Annotated in this window: 17 protein-coding genes, 1 tRNA gene and 1 pseudogene; 9 read left to right on the top strand and 10 right to left on the bottom strand. The window is 58.3% G+C overall.

What is annotated here, in order from left to right:
• Positions 1-311: 311 nt before the first annotated feature.
• From ACPYOI_RS12220 to ACPYOI_RS12210, 3 genes are read right to left on the bottom strand one after another with little or no spacing between them, the layout of a single operon-like run.
• Positions 312-758 (bottom strand): RbsD/FucU family protein, encoded by a 447-nt coding sequence (locus ACPYOI_RS12220; RefSeq protein WP_481415954.1) that lies wholly within the window; start codon positions 756-758, stop codon positions 312-314.
• 9 nt (positions 759-767) lie between these two features.
• Complete coding sequence (locus ACPYOI_RS12215; RefSeq protein ID WP_481415953.1) at positions 768-1,787, bottom strand: aldo/keto reductase; 1,020 nt, start codon at positions 1,785-1,787, stop codon at positions 768-770.
• 29 nt (positions 1,788-1,816) lie between these two features.
• Positions 1,817-3,319, bottom strand: a complete 1,503-nt coding sequence (locus ACPYOI_RS12210; RefSeq protein ID WP_481415952.1) for a UxaA family hydrolase — start codon at positions 3,317-3,319, stop codon at positions 1,817-1,819.
• A gap of 239 nt (positions 3,320-3,558) precedes the next feature.
• Between ACPYOI_RS12210 and ACPYOI_RS12205 the strand changes: the two genes are divergently transcribed.
• The gene (locus ACPYOI_RS12205) at positions 3,559-4,464 is read left to right on the top strand and encodes a GntR family transcriptional regulator (protein WP_481415951.1); all 906 of its coding nucleotides are present in this window, start codon (positions 3,559-3,561) and stop codon (positions 4,462-4,464) included.
• A gap of 28 nt (positions 4,465-4,492) precedes the next feature.
• On the opposite strand, the gene ACPYOI_RS12200 is transcribed toward ACPYOI_RS12205, so the two are convergent.
• Complete coding sequence (locus ACPYOI_RS12200; RefSeq protein ID WP_168828202.1) at positions 4,493-5,248, bottom strand: SDR family NAD(P)-dependent oxidoreductase; 756 nt, start codon at positions 5,246-5,248, stop codon at positions 4,493-4,495.
• Positions 5,249-5,552: 304 nt separating this feature from the next.
• Between ACPYOI_RS12200 and ACPYOI_RS12195 the strand changes: the two genes are divergently transcribed.
• From ACPYOI_RS12195 to ACPYOI_RS12170, 6 genes are all read left to right on the top strand, one after another.
• The gene (locus ACPYOI_RS12195) at positions 5,553-6,137 is read left to right on the top strand and encodes a L,D-transpeptidase (protein ID WP_481415950.1); all 585 of its coding nucleotides are present in this window, start codon (positions 5,553-5,555) and stop codon (positions 6,135-6,137) included.
• A 191-nt stretch (positions 6,138-6,328) separates the two neighbouring features.
• Positions 6,329-6,460 carry an ABC transporter gene (locus tag ACPYOI_RS12190; protein ID WP_168828204.1) on the top strand — a complete coding sequence of 44 codons (132 nt, stop codon included), beginning with the start codon at positions 6,329-6,331 and terminating at the stop codon, positions 6,458-6,460.
• 164 nt (positions 6,461-6,624) lie between these two features.
• Positions 6,625-7,209 (top strand): hypothetical protein, encoded by a 585-nt coding sequence (locus ACPYOI_RS12185; RefSeq protein WP_168828742.1) that lies wholly within the window; start codon positions 6,625-6,627, stop codon positions 7,207-7,209.
• A gap of 138 nt (positions 7,210-7,347) precedes the next feature.
• Entirely contained in the window at positions 7,348-7,941 is a 594-nt protein-coding gene (locus ACPYOI_RS12180; RefSeq protein ID WP_481415949.1) for a protein-S-isoprenylcysteine O-methyltransferase, read from the top strand.
• A 10-nt stretch (positions 7,942-7,951) separates the two neighbouring features.
• Complete coding sequence (locus ACPYOI_RS12175) at positions 7,952-8,737, top strand: hypothetical protein (RefSeq protein ID WP_481415948.1); 786 nt, start codon at positions 7,952-7,954, stop codon at positions 8,735-8,737.
• Positions 8,734-9,612: an SDR family NAD(P)-dependent oxidoreductase gene (locus ACPYOI_RS12170; RefSeq protein ID WP_481415947.1), complete on the top strand. Its 879-nt coding sequence runs from the start codon at positions 8,734-8,736 to the stop codon at positions 9,610-9,612. The genes ACPYOI_RS12175 and ACPYOI_RS12170 overlap by 4 nt, the downstream gene beginning before the upstream one ends.
• A gap of 134 nt (positions 9,613-9,746) precedes the next feature.
• Here ACPYOI_RS12170 and ACPYOI_RS12165 read toward each other — a convergent pair whose 3' ends face one another.
• From ACPYOI_RS12165 to ACPYOI_RS12155, 3 genes are all read right to left on the bottom strand, one after another.
• Positions 9,747-10,061, bottom strand: a complete 315-nt coding sequence (locus tag ACPYOI_RS12165; RefSeq protein WP_481415946.1) for a hypothetical protein — start codon at positions 10,059-10,061, stop codon at positions 9,747-9,749.
• 155 nt (positions 10,062-10,216) lie between these two features.
• Positions 10,217-10,633 carry a hypothetical protein gene (locus ACPYOI_RS12160; protein WP_481422900.1) on the bottom strand — a complete coding sequence of 139 codons (417 nt, stop codon included), beginning with the start codon at positions 10,631-10,633 and terminating at the stop codon, positions 10,217-10,219.
• A gap of 139 nt (positions 10,634-10,772) precedes the next feature.
• Positions 10,773-11,207 carry an acyltransferase gene (locus ACPYOI_RS12155; protein WP_481420231.1) on the bottom strand — a complete coding sequence of 145 codons (435 nt, stop codon included), beginning with the start codon at positions 11,205-11,207 and terminating at the stop codon, positions 10,773-10,775.
• 655 nt (positions 11,208-11,862) lie between these two features.
• Here ACPYOI_RS12155 and ACPYOI_RS12150 point away from each other — a divergent pair.
• A complete protein-coding gene (locus ACPYOI_RS12150; protein ID WP_481416528.1) occupies positions 11,863-12,603 on the top strand; it encodes a sulfotransferase family 2 domain-containing protein in 741 nt (246 codons plus the stop codon).
• Between the two features lie 252 nt (positions 12,604-12,855).
• Here the strand turns inward: ACPYOI_RS12150 and ACPYOI_RS12145 are convergent.
• Positions 12,856-12,931: transfer RNA gene (locus tag ACPYOI_RS12145), tRNA-Thr, on the bottom strand.
• A gap of 122 nt (positions 12,932-13,053) precedes the next feature.
• A pseudogene (locus ACPYOI_RS12140) lies at positions 13,054-14,007 on the bottom strand (NAD(P)H-dependent flavin oxidoreductase).
• A gap of 263 nt (positions 14,008-14,270) precedes the next feature.
• Between ACPYOI_RS12140 and ACPYOI_RS12135 the strand changes: the two are divergent.
• Complete coding sequence (locus ACPYOI_RS12135) at positions 14,271-15,458, top strand: regulator (protein WP_481416530.1); 1,188 nt, start codon at positions 14,271-14,273, stop codon at positions 15,456-15,458.
• Positions 15,459-15,462: 4 nt separating this feature from the next.
• Here the strand turns inward: ACPYOI_RS12135 and ppk2 are convergent, their stop codons facing one another.
• On the bottom strand, positions 15,463-16,344 hold the full coding sequence (gene ppk2 / locus ACPYOI_RS12130) for a polyphosphate kinase 2 (RefSeq protein ID WP_481416531.1): 882 nt from the start codon (positions 16,342-16,344) through the stop codon (positions 15,463-15,465).
• Positions 16,345-16,499 lie beyond the last annotated feature (155 nt).

The following is a 16,499-nucleotide window of genomic DNA, read 5'->3' as shown; positions in this document are numbered from 1 at the left end:
CAGGTGCGTTCTCCTCCAGGAAACCTCTCGCGAACGCCAACGAGAGATTTTTATCGATAAAAAACATTTGGAAGCTAGCCGAGGCTGACCGGAATTGCAAGTCTGCGTCCGGCGCCTCTGGCTTTACTTCAGGCTGGGCTCATCCGGTCACTGACATGGGGTTGAGTCCATGTAACAGCCTGTGCCGGTTTCTCTCCTCGGATATCCTCCCTCACCGACGAAGACAGCTCACAGTAAGTTTATGAAATAGAAGTTCCGCGATATTGTCAACGCGGAATGTTTATTCCATTTCGTATCGGCACGTTGGCAAATCAGCCTCTGAAGACCTCGTGCGGAAGCACGACTCCCTTCTTCAGAATGAGGTTTCCATACAACCGAAACTCGGTTGTCGCGACGATGTAGGCGGCCTTCCTGGAGCGCTCGTAAAATGCGAAGCGCTCAAGCGATGCGATCTTGAAATCGCCGGCACGGCGATGAACGATTTCCTGGAACTCGGCGCAAACATCAGGCACCGCGCCGGCATCGCCGACAACCTCCATGCGCCACGCGCTTTCCGGCACGAAGGTGTCGAGCGGGAAGTGGGTGAGAATGGCCTCTGCCATCTCCGTTGCCGAAACTCCGTCAGCGCGGATCATTTCCGGCCCCATGGTACTTGAGGGAAAATTGGCGTCGGCAATGACGATCTCGTCGCCATGACCCATCCTGGCGATTGCCAGCAGAAGATCCGGGCTGAGGACGGGGTGGATACCCTTGAGCATAAGCGGTTCCTATACGCGGACTGCGTCGGTGCCCAAGGGCTTCGCGACGAGAGTCTGGCTTTCGAATTCGGGGAAGATGCTGTCTGGCAGTCGCGGCTCAAAGAGCTGCATGTTGCGGTCGAGGCTCGAGGCCTTGGCCGTTCCGATCAGTGCCGATGAGACAACTGGGTCGCGGAGTGGAAACTGCAAGGCTGGAGCGGCAAGCTGAACGCCGTGACGCTTGGCGATTTCTTCCATCGCTCTGACCTTGGCAAGCACGTCCGGTGTTGCGGGCATATAGTCGAAATGCGAGCCTTCCACGGCACCGGTTGCGAGGATGCCTGAGTTGAAGACGCCGCCCACGACAAGGGACGTGCCCTTCTTGCGGCAGAGCGGCAATAGCTCGGCTACCGCGGAACGGTCCAGCAAGGTATAGCGCCCAGCCATCAGGATGACGTCGATATCAGCGTTGTGCATGACGTCGAGGCAAACCGGCACTTCGTTTACGCCGAGCCCGAAGGCCTTGATCCTACCCGATGATTTCAGCTCTTCGAGCGCCCGGATGCCGGAGCCGAGCAGTTGCTTCAGGTAGACGGCATTCTTCTCGGCGCCGTGCGTATAAATACCGATGTCGTGGACATAGAGGATGTCTATGCGGTTGAGGCCCAGACGCGCATAACTGAAATCGACGGATCGCATGATGCCATCGTAGGAATAGTCATAATCGGCATCGAAGGAGAGCGGATCGACATAGCCATAGTCCGGCACCGCACCGGTCGGCACTGGCCGCAGGAGTCTGCCGACCTTGGTCGAAAGCACGTATTCATTCTCGGGTTTCGCTCTCAGGAAGTCGCCGACGGTGCGCTCGCCGAGACCAAGGCCATACCAGGGTGCCACGTCGAAATAGCGGATGCCGCTCGCCCACGCGGCCTCGAGCGTTTCCATCGCCTGATCGCGCGGGCAGGCGCGGTATAGGCCACCCAGAGCCGCAGCACCGAAGCTGATTTCGGTGACCTCGAGGTCGGTCGTGCCGATTCTCCTCGTCTTCATCATACCTCCCGTGAAAAGTGCTTTCTGTTTTAAAGTGTCGCTCCAAGATGCCACGGCACGAATTCGTTGTCGCCGTAGCCAAATTCCTCGCTCTTCGTCTTCTTCCCCGAGGCGGTATCGATGATGAGGTCAAAAATTTCCCGGCCCTTGCCGCTGATCGTTGCATCGCCGGTAGCGATCGTGCCGCAATCGATATCCATGTCCTCTTCCATCGAGGCATAGAGCGCAGAGTTGCTGGAGAGCTTGATCGAAGGCGCGGGGCGACAGCCGAAACAGCTGCCGCGCCCGGTCGTGAACGCAATCATGTTTGCGCCGCCGGCGACCTGTCCCGTTGCGGAAACCGGGTCGTATCCGGGGGTATCCATGAAAACGAGGCCAGGGGCGGTGACGCGCTCGGCATAGCCGTAGACCGCCGTCAGCGGCGACCGGCCACCCTTGGCGACGGCGCCGAGCGACTTCTCGAGAATGGTCGTCAGTCCACCGCGCTTGTTGCCGGGCGAAGGGTTGTTGTCGAGCGAGGCGCCATGCAGTCCGACATACTTCTCCCACCAGGCAATCTTTTCGTCGAGCTTTCTCGCCACGTCTTCGTTGATCGCGCGGCTGCGCAGCAGATGCTCGGCGCCGTAGATCTCCGAGGTTTCAGAGAGGATCGCCGTGCCGCCGGCAGCGGCCAGAAGATCAGCGGCAACGCCGAGCGCCGGATTGGCCGTGATGCCCGAAAAGCCATCGGAACCACCGCATTGGAGACCGATGATAATCTCGCTGACGGGGATCGGAACGCGCCGCTCGCGGCCGACGTCGGCGGCAATTTCCTTGAGCATGCCCATGGCGCGCTCGACCGCGCGTCGCGAGCCGCCGGCGTCCTGGATGTTGAAGTGCCGCTTGGAATTGCCGGCGCCGCTCTGGCCGTAGAGCGTCAATTGGTTCACTTCGCAGCCGAGGCCGATCATCAGCACGCCGCCAAAATTGACATGGCGCGTATAGCCGGCAAGCGTGCGGTGAAGAACCGCCATGCCGTCGCCCGTGGAACTCATGCCGCAACCCTGGTCGTGGACGATCGGCACGAAGCCGTCGATGCCTTCATAGTGCGGCAGGATCGTGCGATTGGCCGCCTCTGCGATCGCACGGCAGACGGTGGTGGAACAGTTCACGCTGGCGATGATGCCGACATAGTTGCGGGTCGCGGCCCGCCCGTCGGCGCGCCTGTAGCCCATGAACGTTCGCGCCTTATCTTCCGCCGTGGCCGGCTCCGGCGCCGAATTCGCCGTCGCCGCCAGGCGGTCGTTCTCGAAATGCAGATTATGGCTATGGACATGGTCGCCCGCTTTCACGTCGGCCGTCGTGCGGCCGATCGCTTGGCCATATTTCACCACCGGCACGCCGGTGGGAATGTCGGCAATGGCGACCTTGTGACCGGGATCGATTTTCTGGCGCGTTTGAATGCCCGCGACTGTCGTGCCGGGGTCGATCGCGGCCGTTGCGACAGCCACGTTGTCTCCGGCCGAAAGGACGAGCCAAGGCAGTTTGTCCACTTGTCTTCTCCCTGAAGAAGCGCTCGCTGCATTGGCGAAATGCGCATTGATTTTGTTTTTTATCTACAATAAACATTTTGGAGTCAACGGGGAATATCGTTCCTGTGGGCAAGGGAGACAAACAGCCACAGCCGGCCGCGAAATACGATAAAGGGTCGCGATAGATAACCTTCCGGTGCGCGCCAGACTTGCGATTTCGCGAAGCCTTGAGAGCCGCGAAGGGAGAAAGAGCAGGATGCATGGCAAGGCAGAATACCGTCTTCAAGGAGGCTTACAACAGGTACGCCTCTGCGCTGCGCCCGGATACGGCCCTTCCATCAGAACCGGAAATCGCCGCACAACTCGGCATCAGCCGCAGTACGGCCCGCGCGATCCTGACCCGCCTGAATGCCGAGGGCATCATCCGCTGGAACAAGCGCCAGAAGATCGTCCTTCGTGTCCCGACCGAGAAAGACTTTTTTCCGTCCGAAGAGACGGATTCATTGCATGACATAATCGAGCGCAGCTTCATGCAGCGGATCTTGGCGGACGATGCGGCACCGGGCATGCAGATCAACGAGCTGGAGCTCGCCCGCGAGATCGGTACCGGAACGACCAGCGTCCGCGAATTCCTCATTCGCTTCTCGCGCTTCGGCCTCATCGAAAAGCGTCCGAATAGCCACTGGATACTGAAGGGCTTCACCCGTGAATTCGCGCTCGAGCTCGCCGACGTCCGCGAAATGTTCGAGTTGCACTCAGCCGCGGAGTTCGGCAGGCTACCGCCCGAAAGCGAAGCCTGGTCTGCGCTGGCTGAGATCAAGGCAGAGCATCGAGCGATCCTGAACGATTTGGACGCGCGCTACAAAGAATTCTCAGTCCTTGATGAGCGGTTCCACCTCCTGATCCACCGCGCCTCCAAGAACCGCTTCATCGCCGATTTCTACGACGCGATCGCCATTATCTTCCACTATCACTACCAGTGGAACAAGGCATTCGCCCGTCAGCGCAATGAACGCGCCATTCACGAGCACCTCGACTATATTGCGGCGCTGGAATCGCGTGACCAGGCGGCAATCGACTTCTCGTGCCGCCTGCATCTGCGTTCTGCCCGGCAGACATTGCTGCAGTCACTGCCGCAAAATCCCGCCGAAGCGCTTGCCGGCTGACCAGCCGCTCTCAACCGTTCGCCTACGCCTAGTGGGCGGTATAAGCTCCGTCCACCAGGTGGTAGCTGCCGGTGATAAAGCTGGCCTGCTCGGACAGGAGAAAGCTTACGAGAGCGGCGACTTCCTCCGGCTTGCCAAGCCTTCCCATCGGCTGAAGCGATGCCATCCGCCGGCTATTTGTTACCATCGGATGCTCGGCCAAGAGCGGTGTTTCGATCCAGCCGGGCGCCACAGCGTTGATTCGGACCCCCATTCTCGCATACTCGATCGCGGCAACCTTGGTCAGCCCGACAACGCCGTGCTTGGCGGCCGTATAACCGGCGGCAAACGGTACTCCAACAGAACCGAGAGTGGAGGACATGTTGACGATGGCGCCTCCGCCGCGTTCCAGCATGGCCGCTATCTCGTATTTCATGCAGTAGAACACGCCGTTCAGGTTCACGTTGATCAGCCTGCACCATTCGTCGAGCGGGTAGTCTGCCGTCACCTTGCGCGGGCCATCAACCCCCGCGTTGTTGACGGCCAGATCCAAACCGCCGCATGTCTCGACAGTGCGCCGGACCAACTTTTCCACAGCCCCGGCGTCGGTCACATCGACTGCGAAATCCCTGGCCCGGCCGCCCTCTGAATGGATCTCGGCCGCAACGGTGCGCGCTGCCTCCGAATCAACATCAGCGACGATAACCTCCGCCCCCTGCCCAGCCAATTGCCGTGAAATAGCGGCCCCTATGCCCGAGCCGCCGCCGGTGACCAGCGCGACTTTCCCCTCGAAGTCAAGCTTCATTCGTGTCCATCCTCATTACCCCACCGCACCAAGTCGAGCAGAGGCAGAGCGATGATGCAAGCCATTTGATCAGCGGGAAGGAACGTCGCTTGTTCCGCTGGCGAGCGCTGCATCTCCGTCCTCTTCGCTGCCGTTTGCTGGCGAGCGATTCGAATAGGTTATCAAGACCAAATAGGTCCATCGTGCTTAAAAGCCACAGTCACCGCATGACTTGATGTTACCGGGTGAAGTCTAAGGCTTGGCCAGCCGCCGCTTGGATGGTAAGACTATGATGAAGGGGCAATCAATTGCTTAGCAGGTAAAGATGGACAACGACCGTATTACGCGCCGGGGCCTCATGCTGGCCAGTCTGGGCTTCCTTGTTTCCGGATGTGCTTCAGGGGGTGGGTGGCAATTCGAACCGTCATTTGCCTACCCGCGCCTCAGTTCTCGCTACCGGCGACAGGAGGTGGACTATTATGGAAATGAATCGCCGGGAACGATTGTCGTCAACACGATGGAGCGCCGTCTCTACTTGGTCGAGGGGGGCGGCCGGGCGAGGCGTTATGCCATTGCCGTCGGCGAGGAGGGGCTCACGCTCAAGGGGCGGGCAACGGTCGGCCGTAAAGCGGAATGGCCTTCATGGACGCCGACCGCCAGCATGATAGAGCGCAAGCCGCGGCTGGCGCAGTATGCAGGCGGTGTTCCCGGCGGGGAAAACAATCCTCTCGGCGCGGCTGCGCTTTATCTCTACCGCGGCGCACAAGACACTTATTTCCGGATTCACGGAACAAACGAACCTTGGTTGATCGGGCAGGCGGTGTCCAACGGATGCATCCGTTTGACGAATGAGGATATTGTCGATCTCTACGCCCGAGCGCCGACAGGAACCCCGGTATTGGTGATCTGAAAGATGAGACAACCTCATCTTTACCTATCGCAGGGGCATGTCTATCCCCGGCTGCAGAAGGGTAAATCAGCTCGTGAGCATAAACCGATGCAAAGTGTTGCCTTTCTGCACTTGCCGAAACGCATTTTGCCGCTATTAGTATAAATGTTGCCTTCGATAAACCTATTCCGTGCTAAGGAGAGGACTTCTTGATGAGCAGACTTCTAATCGTGACAATAGCTGCCTTGTTTTCGGTCGCCAGCCTGAGCGGTTGCGGCTGGGTTGGTAAAGGCAAGGGGAAGGCCCCGCCACCGGTCGCAGAGCCGGCACCTGTATATAAGTAACAGCTGACCTTTGGTCCTTGGGGAAGGGCCATTGGCCCTCCCCACCATCGCCATTGCAACACAGCACTAGACCGCCTGCAGCTTTAATGCAGGCCGCCAGTGATCTGGTGAAGGGTTGACCTTGCAAGTCTTCTTATTCAGAGTTCAGAGGGAATAGAGCACGGATGTTGCTTCGAGGAGGCCGTCTATCGCTTGTGATCGTGTTCGCACTCGCGGTCGCATCCTGTCAATCGGAAGACAAGAGTCCCCAGCCGCGCTATGTGACGGATACCAGGGGCGTGACAGCTACCCAGACGTCCAAAAATGCGGCCGGTCGGTATGCCATTGAATTCCGCTCTCGCTACGCGCTCAGCTACGGACACACCTATGTAGTTTTCGGCCAGGTGAACAAAGCTGGAGCGATCGTCAATCCACAAGTCGCTGGCCTTGCGCCGGCGTCGCCCGACGCGGCACCTTATGTTCTGGGCCATTTCATCCCTGTGCCTGCGACGACCGGGCCGACCGACGGCGACCTGGAAGAGGAGTACAGGTCCGCCAGCTGGCGAGTTATCCTGACAGAAGCCGAATACAACAAAACGGTGGCCTACATCCACCAGTTGCAGGCCAAATCTAAGTTCTGGCAAGCGACAGTCTCCAATTGCAACGCATGGGTTGGCGAAATCGCCCGCTCCATGGGGTATGAGACTCCCAGTATCTGGCTCAGGCCGCAGCAATTCGTGACCGAGCTCAGAGAGATGAATACAGGTTGAATGCGATCCGCAACGCGGGTCACATGTCTGGATTCGCGTCCGGGGCTTGCGTCTCGGCGTTTTCAGTCGACATGAGCGCTGACGATGATATGTGTTTCGCCATGTTCGCAGATCTCTCAAATGCTCAGGTGAATTGAATTGAACCTATCGTTAGGCGCTGTCGGTGAAATCGCGTGGGTGCTTGGCATTGTTGCCTGGTACATCGTTCGCCGTCCTTTCGAGCGTCGGGCCAAGCGCGTGCGTGTCGTGAGCAGCCGCCGGACGCTTGTCGAAAACGTCGGCCTTGCATCGGCTCTTCTCGGCCTTGCCGTCATACCGGGCTTCTATGTTGCCACCGGTATCCCGGAAGCTGGCGACTACGCGCCTCGTGCCTGGGCTGTGGTTCTTGGAGCAATTCTGTTCGCCAGCGCGATTTGGGTCTTTCGCCGGACCCACAAGGAACTCGGCCGCAATTGGTCGATCTCACTGGAGATTCGCGAGAAGCACGAGCTGATTTCCACCGGGCCTTATGCTCTCATTCGCCACCCGATGTACACGTCTTTCCTGCTTATGGCCTTGGGCCAGGCCTTTCTGATAGCGAACTGGGTGGTCGGACTTGCGGGCCTGGTCGGCTTCGCAATCCTGTTTTTTCTCCGGGTCGACAAGGAAGAGCGTATGATGCTGGAAATTTTCGGGACCCGGTACCGCGACTATATGGAGAGGACCAAGCGCCTTATTCCGTATCTTTACTAAGGGGGGAATGATGCGAGGCCGAACCATCAAGCTTTCGGCGGCGCGACGCCTTGTCGGAGATCTGATGAGGTTCTCGATCGGCGTGCCACGGGTCACCGTGCAGCGGCATATGAACGTCCGTCCGCTCCAGGCAGCTCGAATGATGCAACAAAGCAAGCCGTCCTGGACTGTCCTGTTCTTGAAGGGCTATGCCCTTCTCTCCCAAGAGATACCTGACCTTAGGCGCGCTTACATCAAATTTCCGAGACCGCAGCTCTATGAATATCCTGAAAGCGTGGCCTCCATTGCCCACGAGCGCGAGCATGACGGTGAACGAATCGTCTTGCTGAGTTCCATCAAGGGCGCGGAGCGGCGCTCCATCACGGAGCTTGAGGCGCTCATCCACGCGGCGCGTTCACGCCCGGTCCAGGAAATCAAGGAGTTTCGACGGGCGTTGAAGTTTGCCCGCATGCCGGCGCCTTTGAGGTGGCTGCTGATGTGGCTTGGGCTCAATATTGGGCGGCAGCGGGGGCGCCGTTTCGGCACTTTCCAGCTGTCGGTCTATTCGGGCTTGGGGGCGGAATCCCTCAATCCCCTTTCGCCGCTGACCACGATTTTCAACTACGGGCCCATCCTGCCTGATGGATCGGTCACCGTGCGCATCCACTACGACCACAGAGTCATGGATGGCGCCAATGTGGCACGAGCGCTGGAGCGATTCGAAAGGATTTTGAACGGTGAAGTCGCCAGTGAGCTGGACGGCCTTGCTCAGCAAAGCGGAACCATGGCCGGACCCGCGATAGGGACAGCCACATGATCCTTTATGATGGGTTCCGGCCGGCTGTCGTGGTGGTCGGTGCATCGCGTGGTATCGGCAGGGCAATCGCCAAAGTCGCCGCCCGCGAAGGTTCTGTGGTCGTGCTCGTCGCGCGCTCGCCCGAGGGCCTGGATGCCGCCGCGGCGGATGTGCGACAGGTGGGCGGCGAGGCATTCACTCTCGCGCTGGATCTTCTTTCAACCGATGCGTCGGCGCGCCTACAGGACTTCCTGACCTCAAACGGGTTGATCTGCGACGTACTCGTCAACAGCGCCGGATACGGTCTGCGCGGTGCGGCGACGCTCATCCCGGCCGGTGACCAGCTTGGCATCGTTGATCTCAACATACGTGCACTCACCGACCTGACCCTGCGCTTTCTGCCGGGAATGGCGGCGCGCGGACGAGGCGGAGTGGTCAATCTCGGTTCCATAGCGGGTTTTGCTCCTGGGCCGAATATGGCCTTGTACTATGCCAGCAAGGCCTTCGTGCGCTCCTTCTCTGAAGCGCTGCATCAGGAACTGCGCAGCACGGGGGTGACCGTTACGTGTGTCGCGCCTGGACCGGTGTCGACGGAGTTCCTTGAAAAATCCGGCGCCGGTCGTGCGACGCTCTTCAAGGTCTTGCCCAAGCTGGATGCCGATCGTGTCGCCGAGAGCGCCTGGCGCGGGTTCAAATCCGGACGTCGCCTCGTCGTGCCGGGCATCTCGGCCAAGCTTGTAGCCTTTCTGGCAGCCTTGTTGCCTTCCGCAGTGACGCTTCCTCTTGTCGGCCGGTTGCAGCGCCGCAGCGGCGATCCGTGCCCTTGCGGTTCAGGCAAGACGTTCAAGGAATGCTGCCGCATCCGCCCGCGAGGCGCGATCGCGGGTGACCGTTAGGCGCGACCTAGTCTTCGAGCGGCTTACGCGACGGCACTCCGCGACCTTGTCCAGGCCACAGAGTGCGTGAGCCCGATCGGACGCATCGGACTGTCCGGCTGCCCTAGCTCGGCGATAGTATGCTGAGGCTGGGGCTAAAGCTTCTTGAGAATCGCGTCATCCGAAGTGATATTCGCTAGCCAGGCCTTCTCGTAAGCGGTCGTTGGATTGTCAGGTATCTGTGCTTTCAATTTAGCCAAAAGCTTGCGTTCGCCCGTTACCAACGTAGCAAAGTTCGCGTCGTCACTCTCGTTGACGAACTCTTTGTTGGCCAGCTTGTGGTTTTGAAAGCCGTCGATCCAGCTCTTCTTAATACCCGGGTCAAGGTCCATGACATTGACGATGGCAACGAACAAATCCATCATGAATGCTTCATTATCAAGCAAATTTCTCGAATTCGCCTTCACCATGTTTGCCTCCATTGGTGGACAATACGACATGAGAATAGAATTAGAATTGCAGTCGCTTGATGCTTTTTCAGAGTATATTATTTATTTCTGAAATAATAGGGTTGCCTCAATCCGTACTTGTAACAGCCGCTCGGGATCGCGACATGCGAAGCACGTTATGGGTTTTGCTTGGCCGCATGCTTGAGATGCATGACTAAACAAGATAATAAAGCGCCAGATTTGTAAAATTCAGACATACAGAAGACGGTCAATTCACGGCCGAAACGGGCGCAGATTTTTTCCAGCCGATCAATCTTGGCCTTTTCCATTGCGTACTTCGGGCTTCCGCTTTCCAGTTCGCGAATATTGGAATCACACAGAACTTCTCCCGGAAGCAACAGGTTGTTCACGATCCCCGCGCGAGCTTCCTCTTGCGAAATATCGATGATTTCGCAATGCCGCTCGATCTCGCGAACACACGTCCGATCAGCAGCCGAAGTGCACAACATTACCGCCTCTTCAGTGAGGCGAAAGACCCAGCAGTCAAGGTGATACAGATATGGATCGGCAACGCGAAACGGGATCACTTCCATCTCGAACCGCTCGGCGGCCCACGTGCGGCGGTCATTTGAGAATGTCGCAAGTACTTCCCGTAATTCTCGCTGCTTGCTTGCCTCGCGTCTACGATCGCGTTCCCGCTGACTACGCTTCGGATAGGGCCAACCACAATTTCTAAAGAAACCGGGCAGTGGCCTTTAAGGCATAGTATTGCTCAGAAGGCCGTTGACTGAAGGGTATGCATGGATGTCCGCCCGCGATTGCAAGCGGAGGAATATCCCTGACAACAACGCTTCCGGTTTGGATGATGGCGCCTTCACCGATTGTGACTCCGGGTAGTATGGTGACGCCTTCTCCGAGCCAGACATTATCTTCGATTGTGACGTCTTCGACGATGTACGTCTCATCATAAGGTAGCTTGTTGCCGCGCCAATTATGAGTCTCCGTGCGTATTACGCAATTTCGGCCTGAATGGAAGTTGTCGCCAATCGTCACCTTACCTTTCCCATAGATGACGAGCCCGTTGAAATGCGTGTTCCTGCCAAGCCAGGTGTTCGTCGTCAGCATCGTATTACCGCGAGCATGAAGCGGTTCGGTGAACTTCGCCACCTTCTTTCGAAGTCGGATATTCAATCGCTTTGTTCGGAGATGCTGGAGGTATCGTTTAAGTGAAGCCATACCGCCCGGTAGCGTAAAGTACGCCTTTTTTCAATGAGCCCCAAGCGCGTTTCCTGTGAGGTGCACATGTTGCCGAATGGCCGGGAACTAATTAGGCGAAGGACTGCAAGGCGGCGATCAATATGAACTATGTAACAGCCTAAGGCTTGTACGCCTTCCTTGAGAGGGGGACGGTACGGGCATGGCCGCTTCGGGGCGCAATGCGGACGCAGTGCCATGACTACTATCGGCCCATTGCCGCTGGAAGGCGGTTAGCGCCATTGAAGCTCGCGAAGAGCAGACGTACGCGCTATGGCACGTCAGAAGCGGGTCGCTCAACATTCCGTCTGGCGACGGCAATACCCCTGATGCAATGGTGCCGATCCATTCGCGGGCTGGTTCCAGACCATGCAACATAGCGGCGCTACATCGCCATGATTTGGCGGCAATTTGCCGAACCTTATCTATTTACTCTCGCAGAGTCTGGTCGCGAAGCGCCGGGTGCCATGGGCGAGCGTTACGACGGCGGACATTGGTGCCAGCTTGCTGCGGTCGTCGTATGATCACTCGCGGGTTCAACGTTCCCGGTTAAGGAGCTGGCTAGGCAATGATTATATCCCGTCGCCATAAATTCATTTTCATCCACGTACCCAAAACCGCAGGCAGTACGATCTCCGCCTATCTTGCTCGCGAATTCGGGCCATGGGATATGCAACTCGGGTCCTGGAAGGATTCGCTCGATAATGGAGCGAGTGCAAATCGGCTAGCATTGATTGCTATCTTCTGCCATCTCTCTCCATTGAGGATCGCGAAAACGCTCGTCCGCAAGGGCAACATCGATTCATTGGCTGGGGCTGCTCTCAGCCGTCGCTTTGCAGGCAAGCTCGCGGATCACTCAGGCGCACGCGAAATCGAGGCCTTCGATCCTTCTGCCTGGAAACAGTATTTTAAGTTCTGCTTCGTGCGGAATCCGTTCGAGCGTGCCGTTTCTCTTTACAATTGGCACTACAGGAAGTCGGAAACGCGACCGAGCTTCTCGCAAATGCTCCGCTTGATTGAAGAAGGCGCCGCCAAGAGGGAGCGTATTAACTGGGAATCCTGGCCGCTCTACACCCACAACGACGAGATCGTTGTGGATTTCATCGGGCGGCAGGAGCGCCTCTCGGATGATCTACGCTTGATATGCGACAGACTCGGCCTGCCGTTTGATGATCGCTTTCTGACAAGAGCGAAGGCGAACCCAACGAGACCTGATATTTGCAGCTACTATAAACCGGGCGACCGCGAACGCGTCGAACGGCTTTTCGGCCCCGAGATCGAGCATTTTAAATACCGTTTTCCCGATTAGAGCACCGTGTCCTTGGGAGGGGTGGGGTTCTTAGCGCCCTTTTCATTCGGCTTTCGGATAGCGACCGGCTGCGAGGCGCGGAAGGAATTTTCTCGGCGCAACTACAGAGCGCCCTGCTAGTTTGCTGGTCTTGCTTAGCGTGCGTCGCCGTGTCGTAGCTTTCCACCGACGTTGCTAAGGTGGAGTAGAGAGTGGAAAGGGCTCCGTGCTTCTTCGCTAGCTAACTGATTTTTATCGATTTTCCGAGGTAAATGGTGCCGCTTACGTGACTCGAACACGTGACCCCATCATTACGAATGATGTGCTCTACCGACTGAGCTAAAGCGGCAACTTGACGGCCGAACTGTGCGGCCCGCGATTTGCATGGCGCTGATACAGGCATTGTTCGAAGATTTCAAGCGCCCTGTCATGCCTTTGGTAAAAAAGACGTCTGCCGTAGAAGCCTGCGCCTCAGAGAGCCAAGCGCGACCGGGCGGCCCGGTATTCGCGTTCCAGCCTGTCGACGAGTTTTGACACCGGCTCGACAGCTTTGACGGCGCTAATGCCCTGGCCGCTGCCCCAAATGTCCTTCCAGGCCTTTGCGCCACCAACTGCCTGCTCGAAATCCATTTTTGACGGGTCCGCGACGGGCAGGTTGTCGGGGTCGAGGCCGACGGCATGGATCGATGGCTTCAGGTAGTTGCCGTGCACGCCGGTGAAATAGTTGGAATAGACGATATCGTTTGCAGCACCCGCGACGATCGCCCGCTTGTAGGCGTCGGCGGCGCGCGCCTCCTCGGTCGCGATGAATGGCGTTCCGATATAGGCCATGTCGGCTCCCATCGCCTGTGCCGCAAGGATGGCGCCGCCATTGGCGATGGCGCCCGCCAGCAGCAGCGGTCCATCGAACCACTCACGGATCTCCTGCACCAGGGCGAATGGCGACAGCGTGCCCGCATGGCCGCCGGCGCCCGCCGCAACGGCGATCAGTCCATCTGCACCTTTGCGGATCGCGGAGTTGGCATGGCGGTTGTTGATAACGTCGTGAAGGACGATGCCGCCGTAGGAGTGCACGGCGGCATTCACCTCGGGCACTGCCCCGAGCGAGGAGATCACGATCGGCACCTTATATTTCACGCAGAGCCCCAGGTCGTGCTCCAGCCGCTTGTTCGACATATGGACGATCTGGTTGACGGCGAATGGCGCGGCAGGTCTCTCCGGATTGGCGGCGTTGTATGCGGCAATGTCCTCGGTGATCATCGCCAGCCATTCGTCGAGCTGGCTTTCCGGCCGGGCATTCAGCGCCGGAAAGGCGCCGACCACGCCTGCCTTGCATTACGCCAGCGTCAGTGCCGGATGAGAAATGATGAAGAGCGGCGAGGCGAGGACCGGCAGCCTCAAGTTTTCCGTGAGGATTTTGGGCAGAACGGCCACTGCGTCACCATATGTTTGATCTTTACGAAAGCGTCAATTTGATAACAGACTTGATGCGCGAGGAAAAGCGCGGCTGAGCACTCTTCATCAAGGGCGGACATTTGGGTATTCTTGTTCCCGCCACCTTTATCCGCTGACTATGAAGCATGCCGCCAGCGGCAGGCTTGCGGTTTTCGGCCGTAGCCGCTACCGAAGTTCGTTAGGTATTTATAAAGACTTCGGGTAATGCCTGATCTCAGCATGAAGGATCGGATGTGAGCGGATTAGAAACGGCTATCAGAACGGCGCTTAGCAATTCCGATCGCGACAATCCGGAGGTCCGGGCAAGGATTTATCAGTCGGCCCGTCAGGCACTGGAGGCTGGCCTTCGAAAGCAGGATATCACCGAGCGCGAAGCCGTTGCCCGTCATCGCCATCGGCTTGAGGCGACGATCCACATGATCGAGGCGGAAGAGCGCGAGCGCCTGCATCCGCGCACGGCTCCGCCGGAAGTCCCTGTTCCTCCGGTCGCTGAAATTCCGCTACCCGCCACGCACGGCGAACGCTTTGCTGATGATGCGCCCCAGGTCGGCGGCGAAACGCGAGCCTATTCGCAAGCAAGGGCCGCCGACGACGAGTCGAGCCTTGATGATGTCCACGCCGGGACCTCCGACCATCTTGGCGCCGCGCCGCAGGTGGACGAAGGTTTTGCAGCCGAGAGCCCGGCCGCGGCCAGAATGAACTTTCGGCCGGAGGGCGCTGCAAAGCGCCGCAAGCCGCGCAAGTTTTTCTCGCGGCTGCTCGTCTGGTGCGTCTTGATTGCCTTCATCGGCATGGGTGCCTGGTGGACCTACACGTCCGGCCTCTTCCTGACGGCCGCCGAACGGGATACCGGCGTTGCCAATCCGCCCGCCAGCACCGAGCCCGAGGACTTCGACGGCACAGACGAAGATGCTGCGAATTCGGGGCCGCCTGCCGATCAAACTGTGGCAATCGATCCGCAGAACAGCTTCTCCGCGGAGTGGATCGAGGTATTCAAACCATCCGAAGCAGCCAAGATCGAAAGCGGAGCTCGGGCGCGCACGGAAAACGTCGCCGAGAACGACGGTCCTGCCGTTCGACTGATTTCCGAAAGCAACGGCGCCGATGGCAATATTGCGATCGCCGTTCCGCCTGACGTGCTCCAGCAGCTCGCCGGCAAATCATCGACGATTGCGATCACGCTGCAGTCGACGAGCGATGAGCCGACACAGATCACGGTCGAATGCGATTTTCAGACGCTTGGCAATTGCGCCCGCCATCGCTTCAGTATCACGCGCGAAAAGTCCGATGCTCTGCTTCAGGTTACCTTCGACCGATCGATGGCGCCGAATGCCGCTGGAAAGCTCCTGATCAATAGCGATGTCGACGGCAAGGCACGCGGCATCAATCTCTACGCCGTGCGTGTCCTGCCGGGGCAATGAGCGCTTATTTCAAGAAATGCGGCCCCCAGCCGATGATCTTCTTGTCCAGTTCGCCGACCGCTTTATCGTCTTTGCCATCGTAGTCCATCGTCCGCAGCATGTGACGGATGAGGTTCAGTCGCGCCCGCCGTTTGTCGTTGGCGCGGATGACTGTCCAGGGCGCGAAATCGGTATGCGTTTCCTTGAGCATGCGGTCGCGCTTTTCGCTGTAATCCCCCCATTTCGTCAGCGCCGCGATATCCATCGAGGAGAGCTTCCAGACTTTCAGCGGATCATGCCTGCGGTCATGGAAGCGCTGCAACTGCATCTCGCGGCTGATATCCAGATAGAATTTGAAGAAGTAGATGCCTTCCTGCGCAATCCCCTTCTCAAGCTGTGGTGCCTGCTTGAGGAAATCCTCATATTGCTTCGGCGTGCAAAAGCCCATGACCGGCTCGACGCCGGCACGATTGTACCAGGAACGGTCGAAGAGCACGATCTCGCCGGCCGTTGGGAACTGAGCGATATAGCGCTGGAAATACCATTGCCCAGCTTCCCGGTCATTCGGCTTGGCAAGCGCGACCGCACGGGCAAGGCGCGGATTCATGTGGGCGGAACACGCCGCAATAGCGCCACCTTTGCCGGCTGCATCGCGCCCCTCGAAGAACGCCATCACGCGTTTGCCGGTCGCCTGCAGCCAGAACTGCACTTTGACGAGTTCGATCTGCAGCTTTGTCAGCTCGTCGAGATAAGTTTCCTCATCCAGCTTCTTCTTATAAGGGAACCCTCCGGATTCCAGCGTGTCTTCGTCGATCCAGTCCGGCAGGACCGGGTCGTCGATATCGAAGACGCGTTTCTTGCCTTTGATGTCCAGTTCAACCGCGCGGCTTTCGACATCCTCGGCCATAATGTCCTCCCTCGGTCCTTGGCTCTTCGCAGGCGATCACACTTTCCGATGAAAATCAAACTTCCTGCGAGAGGCAAAATTCCTGTGACTTTCGGCTGCACCCTGTCGACAGGTGGTTCGGGCCGAATACTTCTGTCATGAATGGCGGCTATCAG

Source organism: Rhizobium sp. SVR5-2C (genome assembly GCF_056755115.1).
The sequence above is the reverse complement of the archived record's forward strand: the minus strand, read 5'-3'. Positions and strand labels throughout refer to the sequence as shown.